The organism is Dysosmobacter segnis (genome assembly GCF_014297285.1).
GTDB lineage: Bacteria > Bacillota > Clostridia > Oscillospirales > Oscillospiraceae > Oscillibacter > Oscillibacter segnis.
The window spans coordinates 118,982-131,671 of sequence record NZ_JACOQI010000004.1 but is presented as its reverse complement, the minus strand read 5'-3'; the positions used below and the strand labels follow the sequence as shown (position 1 = coordinate 131,671).

15 protein-coding genes and 1 other annotated feature are annotated in these 12,690 nt (G+C 55.5%); of the genes, 8 read left to right on the top strand and 7 right to left on the bottom strand.

The features are described 5' to 3' along the window. Positions 1–60 precede the first annotated feature (60 nt). From remB to dnaA, 7 genes are all read right to left on the bottom strand, one after another. The gene (gene remB / locus H8Z83_RS06280) at positions 61–327 is read right to left on the bottom strand and encodes an extracellular matrix regulator RemB (RefSeq protein ID WP_187014279.1); all 267 of its coding nucleotides are present in this window, start codon (positions 325–327) and stop codon (positions 61–63) included. 48 nt (positions 328–375) lie between these two features. Then, positions 376–618, bottom strand: coding sequence for a hypothetical protein (locus tag H8Z83_RS06275; protein ID WP_187014278.1), 243 nt, complete (start codon positions 616–618; stop codon positions 376–378). Positions 619–852: 234 nt separating this feature from the next. After that, complete coding sequence (recF, locus tag H8Z83_RS06270) at positions 853–1,953, bottom strand: DNA replication/repair protein RecF (protein WP_187014277.1); 1,101 nt, start codon at positions 1,951–1,953, stop codon at positions 853–855. Beyond that, positions 1,943–2,158: an RNA-binding S4 domain-containing protein gene (locus H8Z83_RS06265; protein WP_187014276.1), complete on the bottom strand. Its 216-nt coding sequence runs from the start codon at positions 2,156–2,158 to the stop codon at positions 1,943–1,945. Before H8Z83_RS06265 ends, recF begins: the two co-directional genes overlap by 11 nt. Beyond that, positions 2,155–2,349 (bottom strand): hypothetical protein, encoded by a 195-nt coding sequence (locus H8Z83_RS06260; protein ID WP_187014275.1) that lies wholly within the window; start codon positions 2,347–2,349, stop codon positions 2,155–2,157. Before H8Z83_RS06260 ends, H8Z83_RS06265 begins: the two co-directional genes overlap by 4 nt. A gap of 12 nt (positions 2,350–2,361) precedes the next feature. Further along, positions 2,362–3,477 carry a DNA polymerase III subunit beta gene (dnaN, locus tag H8Z83_RS06255; protein WP_207732006.1) on the bottom strand — a complete coding sequence of 372 codons (1,116 nt, stop codon included), beginning with the start codon at positions 3,475–3,477 and terminating at the stop codon, positions 2,362–2,364. 248 nt (positions 3,478–3,725) lie between these two features. Next, a complete protein-coding gene (dnaA, locus tag H8Z83_RS06250) occupies positions 3,726–5,042 on the bottom strand; it encodes a chromosomal replication initiator protein DnaA (protein WP_187014274.1) in 1,317 nt (438 codons plus the stop codon). Positions 5,043–5,415: 373 nt separating this feature from the next. Here dnaA and rpmH point away from each other — a divergent pair, with 373 nt between their 5' ends. The 8 genes from rpmH to H8Z83_RS06210 all read left to right on the top strand — a co-directional run bounded on the left by rpmH (position 5,416) and on the right by H8Z83_RS06210 (position 12,584). Then, entirely contained in the window at positions 5,416–5,556 is a 141-nt protein-coding gene (gene rpmH, locus H8Z83_RS06245) for a 50S ribosomal protein L34 (protein ID WP_021751147.1), read from the top strand. Between the two features lie 126 nt (positions 5,557–5,682). Further along, positions 5,683–6,027 carry a ribonuclease P protein component gene (rnpA, locus tag H8Z83_RS06240; RefSeq protein ID WP_187014273.1) on the top strand — a complete coding sequence of 115 codons (345 nt, stop codon included), beginning with the start codon at positions 5,683–5,685 and terminating at the stop codon, positions 6,025–6,027. Next, positions 6,024–6,233, top strand: coding sequence for a membrane protein insertion efficiency factor YidD (yidD, locus tag H8Z83_RS06235; protein WP_187014272.1), 210 nt, complete (start codon positions 6,024–6,026; stop codon positions 6,231–6,233). The genes rnpA and yidD overlap by 4 nt, the downstream gene beginning before the upstream one ends. Before the next feature lie 29 nt (positions 6,234–6,262). Next, positions 6,263–7,417 (top strand): YidC/Oxa1 family membrane protein insertase, encoded by a 1,155-nt coding sequence (locus tag H8Z83_RS06230; protein WP_187014271.1) that lies wholly within the window; start codon positions 6,263–6,265, stop codon positions 7,415–7,417. 12 nt (positions 7,418–7,429) lie between these two features. Further along, the gene (gene jag, locus H8Z83_RS06225; protein WP_187014270.1) at positions 7,430–8,263 is read left to right on the top strand and encodes an RNA-binding cell elongation regulator Jag/EloR; all 834 of its coding nucleotides are present in this window, start codon (positions 7,430–7,432) and stop codon (positions 8,261–8,263) included. Positions 8,264–8,428: 165 nt separating this feature from the next. Continuing rightward, positions 8,429–8,631: a binding site (T-box leader), on the top strand. A gap of 159 nt (positions 8,632–8,790) precedes the next feature. Then, positions 8,791–10,233, top strand: coding sequence for a glycine--tRNA ligase (locus tag H8Z83_RS06220; protein ID WP_187014269.1), 1,443 nt, complete (start codon positions 8,791–8,793; stop codon positions 10,231–10,233). A 69-nt stretch (positions 10,234–10,302) separates the two neighbouring features. After that, positions 10,303–10,992: a YoaK family protein gene (locus H8Z83_RS06215; protein ID WP_187014268.1), complete on the top strand. Its 690-nt coding sequence runs from the start codon at positions 10,303–10,305 to the stop codon at positions 10,990–10,992. 170 nt (positions 10,993–11,162) lie between these two features. Further along, on the top strand, positions 11,163–12,584 hold the full coding sequence (locus tag H8Z83_RS06210) for an NCS2 family permease (RefSeq protein WP_187014267.1): 1,422 nt from the start codon (positions 11,163–11,165) through the stop codon (positions 12,582–12,584). Positions 12,585–12,690 lie beyond the last annotated feature (106 nt).

Sequence of the window (12,690 nt, the reverse complement as noted above, 5' to 3'; positions counted from 1 at the left end):
CCCCGAAGAAATTTTTACTTCTATTCAACGGCAAGCCGTTTCCGGCCCGCCCCATTTGTCTCACAGTACCAGCTTTTCGCTCTCCGCCCGGTTTTTCAGGGTGGAGGTATTCAACTGGCTCAGATACACGATCTGCGGGTGATAGGGGTGGTCGCACACCACAAAGGACTTCGGCAGGTCGCCGGACACATCCAGCACCACGCCATCCTTTTCCGCCCGGGTCAGATACTCCCGGGTGCGCTTTTCATAGCTGCATTTATCCAGATCAAAAATACCGATGATCCGATGGTCCGGCACGATCTCATTTTGTCCCAAATGCAAATACACGGTATCCCTCCGTTCCAAAAGCAGCGTCAATGCGCACAAAGCCCGTCCTTACATCAGCCGTATCGCAACATCTATCACACGGGTAATGAGAAAGATCCAATATACATTCTTGCTCCTTCTGTCCTCCTCCGGATCTGAGATCCCAAGCAGGCAGCAAAGCAGAATGGTAAAGTCCATTGTGTACAGCATCCACTCTCTTTTCAGAAAGAGATACGCAATGAACAGACCCAGCGTGACGGCCCACGCCGCTATGCTGACAAGGCTCTTTCCCTTTATTTTTCGGTTCTCCATTGCACCGCTCCCTTTCCCCGGCCATCCGGCCCTCTTTATACATGAAAGATGCTGCTTCCTATAACGGTGCGGCATCCATCACCGCACAGTGCCATTTTTGACATGGAAGATTCTTCCCCCCAACAGTTGCGGCAGCCGGTCGTCCTCGCAGCAGGTGATGCGCCGCGTAACGGCGCGGTATTTCAAAACGCGCTGACGCGCGGCTCCGTTCGCTGCGCTCCGTCGCGGTATTCATCACCGCACAGTGCCATTTTTGACATGGAAGATCCTTCCTCCCAACAGCTGCGGCAGCCGGTCGTCCTCGCAGCAGGTGATAAACACCTGCCCGCCCCGGATGCGGTTGAGAACAAATTCCTGCCGCCGGGGGTCCAGTTCCGAGAGCACATCGTCCAGCAGCAGCACCGGATACTCCCCGGTGTCCTGCTGAAAGATCTCCCGGGCCGCCAGCTTCAATGAGAGAGCCGCCGTCCGGGTCTGGCCCTGTGAGGCGTAGCTTTTTGCGGCCTTTTCGTCGATCTCCACCAGCAGGTCATCCTTATGAGGGCCGGACAGACATTGCCGGCTGGCGATCTCCGCCGCCCGGTGCTCCTCCTGATGCTGTAAAAGCTGCTGGAAGATCACCTGCGGTCCCGCCTCCGGGTCCGTCACCGTAGATACCGTTTCATAACGTAAGGTAAGCCGTTCCCGGCCGCCGGAAAAATCTCCGTGAATGGCCGGGGCCGCCTGACACAGCCGCTTGATAAAGTGCGCCCGGTAATGGATCAGCAGCGCTCCTGCCTTGGCCATGCTCATGGAAAACTCATCCAGTGCGTCCAGCAGGGAGGGCTTTTCCTCGCTGTCCCGCAAAATGCGGATCTTGTGCTCGTGAAGCCGCTTATACTCCGCAAGTGCTTGCGCGTACCGGGGCCGAAGCTGGCAGATGCAGTCATCCAGAAAGCCCCGCCGGGCGGCGGCTCCTTCCCGGATCAGATACAGGTCCTCCGGGCAGAACAGCACACTTTGAAAAATACCAGACAGCTCGCCGCCGTTTTTCAGCTTGACGCCGTTAGACCGCAGCACCCGCCGCGCCCCCCGGTGCAGCTCCGCCTCCAGCAGAAAATCCCTCTCCCGTGCAAACACATGCCCCTTCAAAAAGGCGTGATCCACGCCGAATTGGATCAGCTCCCGGTCATATCTGGCCCGATGGCTGACGCCGGAGAGATAGGCCACCGCCTCCAGCAGATTCGTCTTTCCCTGGGCGTTGTCACCGTAGATCACATTGATATTCGGGTCAAACGCAGCGTCTAAATGAACGTAATTACGGAAAAAATCCAGGCTTAACCCGTCAATCCGCATAGGCCGCTGCGTATTCCTGTCCCCGGAAGGTTACCACGTCTCCGGGGCGGATCTTCTTGCCCCGCATGGTGCACACCTCGCCGTTGACCTGTACTTCGCCGCTCTGGACGCACTCCTTGGCCTCGCCCCCGGTCTCCACGGCGTTGGCCAGCTTCAGAAGGTCCTGAAGCTTGATGTATTCCGTTGTAATGGTCATTGTTTTCATGACGGTTTCTTCTTTCCCATGATTTTCCATGCTATATAGAAAATAACTGCAGCATAAATAAGCACATCAGAGATGATCGCTATGGTATCGCCTGCCGGATTGTAATTCTTTTGCATGACCCAGCCAACAATACCAAGAGCAACAGAAAAAAGTACAAGAATCGTCCATACGTAATAGATGATTCTTTTCATTTCTGAACCTCCTTACTCCGCGCTCTTCAGCCGTACAGGCAATACCATATAAAGGAAGTTCTCCTCGCCCTCCACAGGGACGATAATGGCAGGGGAGACCCCTGTGTTCAGCTCGATCTTCACCTTGTCCGCCGGGGCATACCGCAGCGCCTCCATCAGATACCGGTTATTGAAGCCGATCTCCAACTTGTCGCCGTCGCCGCTGACACGGCACACGTCCTTGGCCTCACCGTTGCCGGTCTTGGCGGACAGCATCACCTTATCGTGGTCAAACAGGCAGCGCACCGGGCTTTTCAGCTTGTCGGAGATTACCACGGACACGCGGTCGATGCTCTCGATGAGTGCCTTGGTCTCTGCCACGATCTGAATGGGATTCTTCCGGGGGATGGCGTTCTTATAATCCAGGAACTCACCCTCCAAACGGCGGCAGATCAGCTGAGTATCACCAATTTCAAATAGGATATGCCGCTTGCCCAGCGTCACCGTCACCAGATCCTCCGTATCTCCGCAAATACTCTTGACCTCACTGAGGGCGGAGCCGGGACAGACGAAGGAAAACGCGCCGCCCTCCAGCTTTTCCAGCTTCTCCCGGCGGAAAGCCAGACGGAAGCCGTCCACGGCCACCATGCTGAGGCTCATATCCGCGATCTCAAAGAGCGCGCCGGTATGGACCGGGCGGCTTTCATTGGTAGAGACGGCAAAGGCCACCTCCTCGATCATGCTCCGCAGCACCTTCTGCTGCATGGAAACGGCATATTCATCCTCAACCTCCGGCAGATCCGGGTAATCCGCAGCGGACAAGCCCAGAATGTCAAAATCCGCATCACCGCAGGAGACATGGACCATCATTTTTTCATCAGCGGTAAAGGTGATCATATCATCGGGCATCCGGCGGATGATGTCACCAAACAGCCGGGCGTTCAGCACGATGTTGCCGCCTTCCACAACGTTGGCGAAAACGTTGGTGCGAATACCGGTCTGCATGTTGTAGCCGGAGATGGTCAACTGCTGGTCCGCGTGGATCAACAGACCTTCCAGCGCCGGAATGGAGCTCTTCTGGGCAACGGCCCGGCTGGTGACGGCAATCGCGTTTTGGAGGAAAACTTTTTCACAGGAAAATTTAATCATGAGAGCCGCTTCCTTTCTGTATCAAATAGGGATAAAAGCGCTTTTTAAAAAGAAAAAATAAATTTTTTAGAAGAAAGTAACAGTAGTGCAAAAAAATGTGGAAAAGTAGGAAAACCCTTGCAACCCCAATATTTACAGCCTCCACGCCCTTGTGGAAAAAAGATGTGGAAAAAAATCGGTTTTAAACGGACTTTCTTTTTCCACATTACAGTTTTTCTTTTTCCCTTGTGAATGTGGAAAAAATACGGTCAATGGCGGTTGTTGATATTGGTCTTGATCTCCTTCACCGTCTCGGCGAAAGCGGGGTCTTTTTTCATCTGCTTTTCTACCTGCTTGAGAGAGTAGAGCACCGTGGAGTGATCCCGGTTGTCAAAGACCTTGCCGATCTCCACCACAGGCAGATTGGTCATGCCGCGAATGAGGTACATGGCGATCTGGCGGGCAGCCACGGCATCCTTGACCCGCTGCTGACCGCAGATGATCTCTTTTTCGATCCCGTAATACTTGCTGATGTAGTCCAGGATGTTGTCCGGCGTGGGAATATACTCGTTGCTCTTTTTCAGAATGTCCTGCATGGCACGGGTGACCGTGGCCTCGTCGGCTTCGCTGCCCAGCAGATCCTTGTAAGCCAGGATTTTATTGACGGTGCCCTCCAGCTGTCGGACGTTGGCAGTGACATTTTCAGCAATGTAGCTGGCGATCTTATCGGGAAGCTCCATACCCAGCGCCGCCGCCTTATTTTTTACGATGGCAAGACGGGTCTCAAAGTCTGGCGGCGTCACGTCCGCCAGCAGGCCCCATTCAAACCGGGTCCGCAGCCGGTCATCCAGCAGCGTCATCTCAGAGGGGGGACGGTCCGAGGTCAGAACGATCTGCTTACCGGATTCGTACAGGTTATTGAAGGTATGGAAGAATTCATTCTGGACCTGTTCCTTGCCGGCCACGAACTGCACGTCGTCCACCAGCAGAAGGTCTGCCTCCCGGTACTTGGCCCGGAAGTCGCTGCCACGGCCTGCCCGAATCAGCTCAATGAACTCATTGATGAAGTCATCGCCCTTGATGTAGACGATTTTAGCAGCCGGATCATTCTGCCGGATCACGTTGGCGATGGCGTACAGCAAGTGGGTCTTGCCCAGACCGGAATCGCCGTAGATCAGCAAGGGGTTGTAGTTCTGGGCGGGATGCTCCGCCACCGCCATAGAGGCGGCGTAGGCCAGCTTATTGCTGGGACCTACCACGAAGGTCTCAAACGTGAAATCCTCGTAGGTGAAGCGATCGCTGTTTTTCTTGGGCGCGCCGCCCTGAAATTCCAGAAGTCCCGCTTCGTCCAGGATCTTCACTTCAAACTCCATGGAGAAGAGATCCTGAAGGGCGGCTTTGATGTTTTTGATAAACAGGGATTCGATGTATCGTTTTTTAAAGTCGTTGGGACAGTGCAGATAGAAGGTATTTTCCCGGATGTCCACCGCCGTCAGTTCATCGAACCAGGTGGTGATGGTCGTCTCCGAGAGATCCTTCTTGAGCTGCTGGAGGACGTTGGTCCACACATCAGCGACAGAATTCAAATCAGAACACCTCTCTTGTTATAAAAGACAAAATCATACCGAGTTACATTATATCAAAAACAGAACGTTCAGGCAACAGAAATTACACATATACTAAATAATAAAGTTCAAAAATTTAGGGGCTGTCGGGAAACAAAATGTGGTTATCTCCGACAAAAAAAGCACCATATCTGCCAAAACGTACAGGAAACAGAAAAAACCGGATGTTTTTCACGGAATCTGCAACTTTTTCTTGACAGAATTTGAAAAAGTATGTATACTAATCCGTGCGTCATAAGTACGCACTGATATGCTTACTGCGCCGCCGGTCTCCGGGGGTGTCGAGTAAATGCCGCCGCAAGGCGGACGGAAATCTGACAGGAGGTGTCTCAACATGGCAACGAAACGTACCTATCAGCCCAAGAAGCTCCACGGCCAGAAGGTCCATGGCTTCCGCAAGAGAATGGCTACCGCCAACGGCCGCAAGGTCCTGGCTCGCCGCCGCGCCAAGGGCCGTGCCCGCCTGAGCTACTAAGAAGGACTCATGCGCGGGAGACACCTGAACAATGTCCTTTAGGGACGGTGGGACTGCAAGCGTCCTCCGTCCCTGGAATTGTATCCAAGGAAACTTTGTTCAGGGTGAAAGGACAGGGAACGAGTCATGAAAGCAGCGGTCACGCTGAAAGAGAATTATGAATTTCGGAGAACCTATCAGAAGGGCGTTTCGGCTGTCAGTCCCGTCATGGTGCTGTACTGCCGGAAAAACCGTCTGGGCCGGAACCGTCTGGGGCTGGTGTCCTCTACAAAGCTGGGACATGCCGTGGTGCGCAACCGCTGCCGCCGCCGTCTCCGGGAGGTCTACCGTCTGGAAAAGCCCCAGCTGAAAACGGGATATGATATTATTCTGGTTGCCCGGAGCAGAACTGCCACGGCCCCTTGGCCGGAGCTGCAAAAACAGTTCCGCCGTCTGTGCCGGAAGGTAGATCTGATGAAGGAGCCCGTATGAAGCGGGTTCTTTTGGCTTTGGTACGGTTTTACCGTCGGGCTATTTCTCCGTTTCGGCCGCCCTGCTGCCGCTATACCCCTACCTGTTCTCAATACGCGCTGGAAGCCATTGAAAAATACGGCGCCCTAAAGGGCGGCTGGATGGCTTTCCGCCGGATCCTGCGCTGTAATCCCTTCCACAAAGGCGGTTACGACCCCGTTCCCTGATTCAAAAGAATATCGGAGGAAAGACAAGAATGTCCACCATTGGCTACTACATTTGCGTACCCTTTGCCTGGCTGGTTCGTCTGTTCTATAACCTGACGAACTCCTACGGTGTGGCTCTGATCCTGTTTACTCTGGTCATCAAGCTCATCATGCTGCCCTTCCAGATGAAGTCCAAGAAGAGCATGATGCGCATGAGCCGCGTCAGCGGTCAGATGCAGGAGTTACAGAAGCGCTATGCCAAAAACCAGGCCAAGCTCCAAGAGGAAATGCAGAAGCTCTACGAAGAGGAAGGCGTCAATCCCATGAGCGGCTGCCTCTGGAGCTTTTTGCCCTTTCCCATCCTGATTGCTCTGTACTCCATCATCCGCCAGCCTATCACCCATTTCATGATGCTGCCGGAATCCGCGGTGGAGACTTTGATCCAAACTGCTACCAACGCCGGCGTCAACATGGCTAATATCGTCCAGTTGGATAAGGCCGGTGCCGCCATCGTGAAAAACGGTATTACCCAGCTTTCCGCCTACGGCCAGATCAACCTGGTCAAAGCTGTGCAGGAAATGGGCCTTTCCACGCCGGATGGCTGGTTCAACGTGAACTATAAGTTCCTGGGTCTGGACCTGACCGCTACTCCCTGGGAGTATGTCAAGAGCTTCACCTTCACCTGGGCCGTGATCGGCGTGATCCTGATCCCCATTCTGGCCGGTCTTTCTCAGTTTGTGTTCAGCAAGCTCACCATGAAGACCCAGCCTCAGGCGGACGCTGCCGGCGGCGCATCCATGAAGTCCATGATGTATATGATGCCTCTGTTCAGCGTCTACATCGCCTTCGTCATGCCTGCCGCACTGGGCGTGTACTGGATCGCCCAGAGTGTGTTCTCTCTGATTCAGGAGGCCGTTCTGAATAAGACTCTCTCCGCCAAGATGGAGGCGGAAGAGGAAGCCCGTTTCCAGGCCCGCCAGGCTGACCGCCAGAAGCGTATGGAAGAGGCTCGCATCCAGGAGCGGCAGAGACAGCAGGAGGAGCAGAAGAAGCAGACTCTGCGTGAAAAGCAGCAGGCTGCTCAGGCTGCCAAGGCCGCCAAAGCCGCCAAGGCCGCTACCAGCACCACCGAGGCTGGCCGGGTGGGTGACCGCCCCTATGCCCGTGGCCGTGCTTATAAGGCGGACCGCTATGACGAAACATAATGAGGAGCCGTTATGAGACAGTTTATTGATGTAACGGGCAAAACGGAAGAAGAAGCTATTAACCGTGCTCTGGAGCAGCTGAAGCTGGACCGGGACGATGTATCTGTAGAGATCCTGGAGCGGGCAAAGGCCGGTTTCCTAGGTCTTGGCAGCTGCCCTGCCAAAGTCCGGGTCAGCTACGGTGAGGACGAGGAGCCTGCCGCTCCCGCCCAGCCCAAGGCGGAAAAGGTCCGGGAGGACAAGCCCAAGGCCGAGAAGCCCCGGACGGAAAAGAAGCCCGCCGAAAAGCCTCAGCGCCGGGAAGAGCCGGTCAAAAAGGAGTCCGCTCCCAAGACCGAGGAAGCACAGACCGTCAAGGTCCCGGAGGATCTGGGCGAGGAAGTGAACGACGAGCGGGCTCAGGAGATCCGCAAGTTCCTTTCCGGCCTCCTTCAGCAGATGGAGGTTCAGGCAGAGGTCAAGGTGTATCTCCCTGAAAAGGGCCGCTACAAGGTGTTCCTGGAAGGTCAGGGCCTTGGCGCCATCATCGGCCGCCGGGGCGAGACTCTGGACGCCATCCAACAGCTCACCAGCTACTCCGTCAACCGCACCGGCAGCCGGGTCCGTGTCCAACTGGACGCCGAGAATTACCGGGCCAAGCGGGAACAGAGCCTGGAGCGTCTGGCCAACAAGGTGGCGGGCAAGGTGGTCAAGTATCGCCGCAGCGTTACCCTGGAGCCTATGAACGCCTACGAGCGCCATGTGATCCACACGGCTTTGCAGGAGGTTCCCGGTGTCACCACCTATTCCACGGGTGTGGACCCCAATCGTCGGGTCATCGTGGCCTACGATCGGGAGAAAAAGTAAACCGAACCAACGCTCCGTCTTTCAGGCGGAGCGTTGTCCTATTTTTCCGGATTTCTTTCAACATTGTGAAAAAGTCGGTGAGTTTTTTCAGAAACTCAATGAAAAAACGGCCGTTTTCCGCTGTTTGCCTTGACAATGTTCAAAAACCGTGATACAGTGACCGGGTGAAAGGCTGTGACAGGGAAGTCCTGCTGGATCCGGTTTCAGAGAAGGAGCGGTTGGTGCAAGCTCCTCCGGAAAGCATCGGATGGCGCCCTGGAGCCGCGGAGCGGAAATGCTTCGCCGGACCCCGCCGTTACCGGGAACGAAGTGCCCCGCTTCCAACGGGGAATTCAGGTGGAACCACGGACATTATGTTCGCCCTGAGCCTACTAAAATAGGCTCAGGGCGTTTTTTGCTGCGCAAAAACGCATGAGTTGAGCCGCGCCCCTCGCCGCAGACACGGCAGCCGGGACGCGTGGCATCAGAATTGCGTGCATGCAATTTTGAAATTGCTCTGAGCCACCAAACAAAAAGGAGAGGAAACCATGAAAAACACTGAAAAGACCATGGACAAAATCGTTGCCCTGTGCAAAAACCGGGGCTTCGTGTTCCCCGGCAGCGAGATCTATGGCGGCCTTGCAAACACTTGGGACTACGGCCCTCTTGGCGCAGAGCTGAAGAAGAACATCAAGAACGCCTGGTGGAAGAAATTCGTTCAGGAGAACCCCTATAACGTGGGTCTGGACGCCGCCATCCTCATGAACCCCCAGACCTGGGTGGCCAGCGGTCACCTCAGCGGCTTCTCCGATCCCCTGATGGACTGCCGCGAGTGTCACGAGCGCTTCCGCGCCGATAAGCTGATCGAGGACTGGTGCGCCGAGACCGGCTTTGAACTGCCCAAGCCAGTGGACGCTTTCTCTCAGGCCGAGATGAAGGACTTCATTGAAGAGCACAACATTCCCTGCCCCACCTGCGGCAAGCACAACTTCACCGACATCCGTCAGTTCAACCTGATGTTCAAGACCTTTCAGGGCGTCACTGAGGACGCCAAGAATACTGTCTACCTCCGTCCCGAGACCGCTCAGGGCATTTTCGTGAACTTCAACAACGTCCAGCGCACTACCCGGAAGAAGCTGCCCTTCGGCATCGGCCAGATCGGCAAGTCCTTCCGCAACGAGATCACCCCGGGCAACTTCATTTTCCGCGTCCGGGAATTTGAGCAGATGGAGCTGGAGTTCTTCTGCAAGCCCGGCACCGACCTGGAATGGTTCAACTACTGGCGGACCTTCTGCCACAACTGGCTGCTGTCCATCGGTCTGAAGGATGAGAACCTGCGTCTCCGTGACCATGATCCCGAGGAGCTGTGCTTCTACTCCAAGGCTACCACGGACTTCGAGTTCCTGTTCCCCTTCGGCTGGGGCGAGCTGTGGGGCGTAGCCGACCGTACTGACTATGACCTGACCCAGCATCAGAATACCAGCGGTCAGAAGATGGTCTACCGCGAGGGCGAGGGCAAGGACATGGTGGAATATATCCCCTATGTCATCGAGCCCTCTCTGGGCGTGGAGCGCAGTGTTCTGGCCGTTTTGTGCGACGCTTATGACGAGGAAGTTGTGGGTCAGGACAAGAACGGCAAGGACGATGTCCGCGTGGTCATGCACTTCCATCCCGCCCTGGCGCCTTTCAAGGCGGCCATCCTGCCTCTGAGCAAGAAGGAGGTCCTCTCCGGCCCCGCTATGGAGCTGTACAACGAGCTGTCCAAGGAGTTCATGGTGGACTATGACGAGACCGGCTCCATCGGCAAGCGCTATCGCCGTCAGGATGAGATCGGCACTCCCTTCTGCATTACCTTGGACTTTGAGACCGTGGGCGATGAGAACACCCCCGCTGACCACTGTGTCACCATCCGTGAGCGTGATACCATGAATCAGGTGCGTATCCCCATTGATCAGGTGAAGAGCTATCTGGAAGAGAAGATCAAGTTCTAAGAAAACGCAGTAACAGGGCGGAGGGTCTGATCGACTCTCCGCCTCTTTAAGGAAAAGGATCAGAGGAACATGGAAGAACAGTTGGAGCAATCAAAACGGCGCCTGCATTTCTGCATGGCACTGATCGGCGGCTGGTTCGGCGCGTATGCTATTTTGCGTTTTCATCACTTCGCCTCGGCAGTGACCGTCAATTTCATTGAGGTTTTCACAAGCGCGGTTCAGAACAACTGGATCAAAGCACTGCTGCGTCTGGGAATCGTTATTCTGTACGTTTTTACGATTTTTCTGGCAGCCTGCCTGTCGAAACGCTGTAAGGGCGATCTGCGGATGTGGGCCATTCTCTCAGATGCAGCTGCGGCCTGTGTGCTGAGTGTTCTGCCGGAGCACTTATCGGAGCTGGGCGTTTACATCTGCATTTTTGCCATGGGCTTCCAGTGGTGCGTGTTTGCCGGAAAATATGGGTATCCCTGTTCTACCATCTTCTCTACCAACAACCTCCGCCAGTTTGTGGATGCCTGGGTCCAGGCCCATTTATTCCGGGATTCGGACCATATCCCCCGGATGAATCTCTATGGAGGAACGCTGTTGGCCTTCCATGCCGGCGTTATTGCAGAATGTGTGCTGTGGGCGATGGGGTGGGGAAGCTGTACGATCCTGCCTGTTCTGCTTCCTGTGGCTCTGGCTTTTGTGTGGCAGCGCCGGGATTTCCGGATGCGGGAAAGGATCGAAGAAGCCTTTGAACCCCATCATACTGCCTGAACGAAGCGGCCCTGTCGAAATGACAGGGCTGTTTTTGTGCAATATGCTAAAGAGACACCTATTTTTTCAGTAAATCTCAGAACTATTCATGAGCGGAAATTTGTGTTAAAATTTCGTTATAACAGAGGTTGACCTTTACGGGGCCCTGTGATAAGAGAAAGGGGAAAACTATGGAAAAAATCTTTAAACTGAAAGAGAACGGCACTACCGTCCGGACGGAGATCCTGGCGGGCCTGACCACGTTCATGACGATGGCCTACATCATCGCCCTGAACCCCAATCTGCTCACCGGCTTCGCGGTCGGCACGCCGCTGTGGAACGGCGTGTTCCTTGCAACCTGCATCGCCTCCGCCATCGGCACCGCCTGCATGGCCTTCCTGGCCAACAAGCCCTTTGCCATGGCGCCCGGCATGGGTCTCAACAGCTTCTTCGCCGTGGTGGTGGCCAACATCGCCGTGATCAATGACTGCGACTACACCAGCGCTTTTCAGGCTGCCCTCGTCATCATCCTCATCGAAGGCATCGTGTTCCTCGTGCTCACCGTGCTGAAGGTGCGCGAGAAGATCGTGGAGGCCATCCCGCTCGGTGTGCGCTACGGCATTGCCCCTGCCATCGGCCTGATGCTGATGAACGTGGGTCTCGGCTCCAACATTGGCATCTATTCCGAAAACGGCGGTCCGTTTTACATGATGCGCGACTTCTTCGGCGCCCTGACCCCCAGTATCATCAAGGGCAACATGGGCTCTGGCTATGACACGATGGTCCTGACCGTCGTGACCGCGTTCCTCGGTGTGTTCGTCATGGTCGTGCTGGCCAAGAAGGGCATCAAGGCCGCCGTGCTGCTTGGTATGCTCTTCTCCTCCGTCCTTTATTGGATCGGCAGCTTCGCATTCCTCGGCGTGAATCCCTTTGCAAGCCTTGAGACCGCAAGCTTCGTGCCGCCCTTCGCCGATATGGTCTCTACCACGCTCTTCAAGTTTGACTTTGCGGGCTTTATGAACATCGGCTGGTTCACCGCCATCACGCTGATCATCACCTTCTGCATGATCGATATGTTCGACACCATCGGCACTCTGGTGGGCACCGCCTCCCGCGCCGGCATGGTGAATGAGAAGGGCGAGATGCCCAACATGAAGGAGGCCCTGCTCTCCGACGCCATCGGTACGGTCGCGGGCGCTGCCACCGGCACCTCCACCGTTACCACCTTTATCGAATCCGCCTCCGGCGTGGAGGCTGGCGGCCGCACCGGTCTGACCGCGCTGACCTCTGCCGTGCTGTTCCTCGCCTGCATCTTCCTCGCCCCCGTCGCCGCCATCATTCCCGGTGCCGCGACCTCTGCTGCGCTGATCTATGTCGGTGTGCTGATGCTTCAGGGCCTCAAAAATGTCAACTTTGACGATATGGACCAGATGCTGCCGGTGTCCATTATGCTCATCGGTATGCCGATCTCCGGCTCTATCGGCCACGCCATCGGCCTCGGCCTGATCTCCTACACGGTGGTCAAGCTCCTCTCCGGCAAGGCCAAGGACGTCAGCGTGCTGACCTATGTGATCTCTGCCCTGTTCCTCATTAAGTTCTTCGCGGTGGTTTGATCCGCCACCCCGCAGACAACAGGCAACCGCAAATTGTAAAATAGCAGAATAGCAACCCCGGCCCCGGACTTTTGTCCGGGGCCGGGGTTTTACTATGAAAAACAAA

Excerpts from the sequence above, each read along its gene's own strand:
- H8Z83_RS06275 (WP_187014278.1), bottom strand. The coding sequence starts at position 618 with ATGGAGAACCGAAAAATAAAGGGAAAGAGCCTTGTCAGCATAGCGGCG.
- recF (WP_187014277.1), bottom strand. The coding sequence starts at position 1,953 with ATGCGGATTGACGGGTTAAGCCTGGATTTTTTCCGTAATTACGTTCAT.
- H8Z83_RS06265 (WP_187014276.1), bottom strand. The coding sequence starts at position 2,158 with ATGAAAACAATGACCATTACAACGGAATACATCAAGCTTCAGGACCTT.
- H8Z83_RS06260 (WP_187014275.1), bottom strand. The coding sequence starts at position 2,349 with ATGAAAAGAATCATCTATTACGTATGGACGATTCTTGTACTTTTTTCT.
- dnaN (WP_207732006.1), bottom strand. The coding sequence starts at position 3,477 with ATGATTAAATTTTCCTGTGAAAAAGTTTTCCTCCAAAACGCGATTGCC.
- rpmH (WP_021751147.1), top strand. The coding sequence starts at position 5,416 with ATGGCAACGAAACGTACCTATCAGCCCAAGAAGCTCCACGGCCAGAAG.
- rnpA (WP_187014273.1), top strand. The coding sequence starts at position 5,683 with ATGAAAGCAGCGGTCACGCTGAAAGAGAATTATGAATTTCGGAGAACC.
- yidD (WP_187014272.1), top strand. The coding sequence starts at position 6,024 with ATGAAGCGGGTTCTTTTGGCTTTGGTACGGTTTTACCGTCGGGCTATT.
- H8Z83_RS06230 (WP_187014271.1), top strand. The coding sequence starts at position 6,263 with ATGTCCACCATTGGCTACTACATTTGCGTACCCTTTGCCTGGCTGGTT.
- jag (WP_187014270.1), top strand. The coding sequence starts at position 7,430 with ATGAGACAGTTTATTGATGTAACGGGCAAAACGGAAGAAGAAGCTATT.
- H8Z83_RS06220 (WP_187014269.1), top strand. The coding sequence starts at position 8,791 with ATGAAAAACACTGAAAAGACCATGGACAAAATCGTTGCCCTGTGCAAA.
- H8Z83_RS06215 (WP_187014268.1), top strand. The coding sequence starts at position 10,303 with ATGGAAGAACAGTTGGAGCAATCAAAACGGCGCCTGCATTTCTGCATG.
- H8Z83_RS06210 (WP_187014267.1), top strand. The coding sequence starts at position 11,163 with ATGGAAAAAATCTTTAAACTGAAAGAGAACGGCACTACCGTCCGGACG.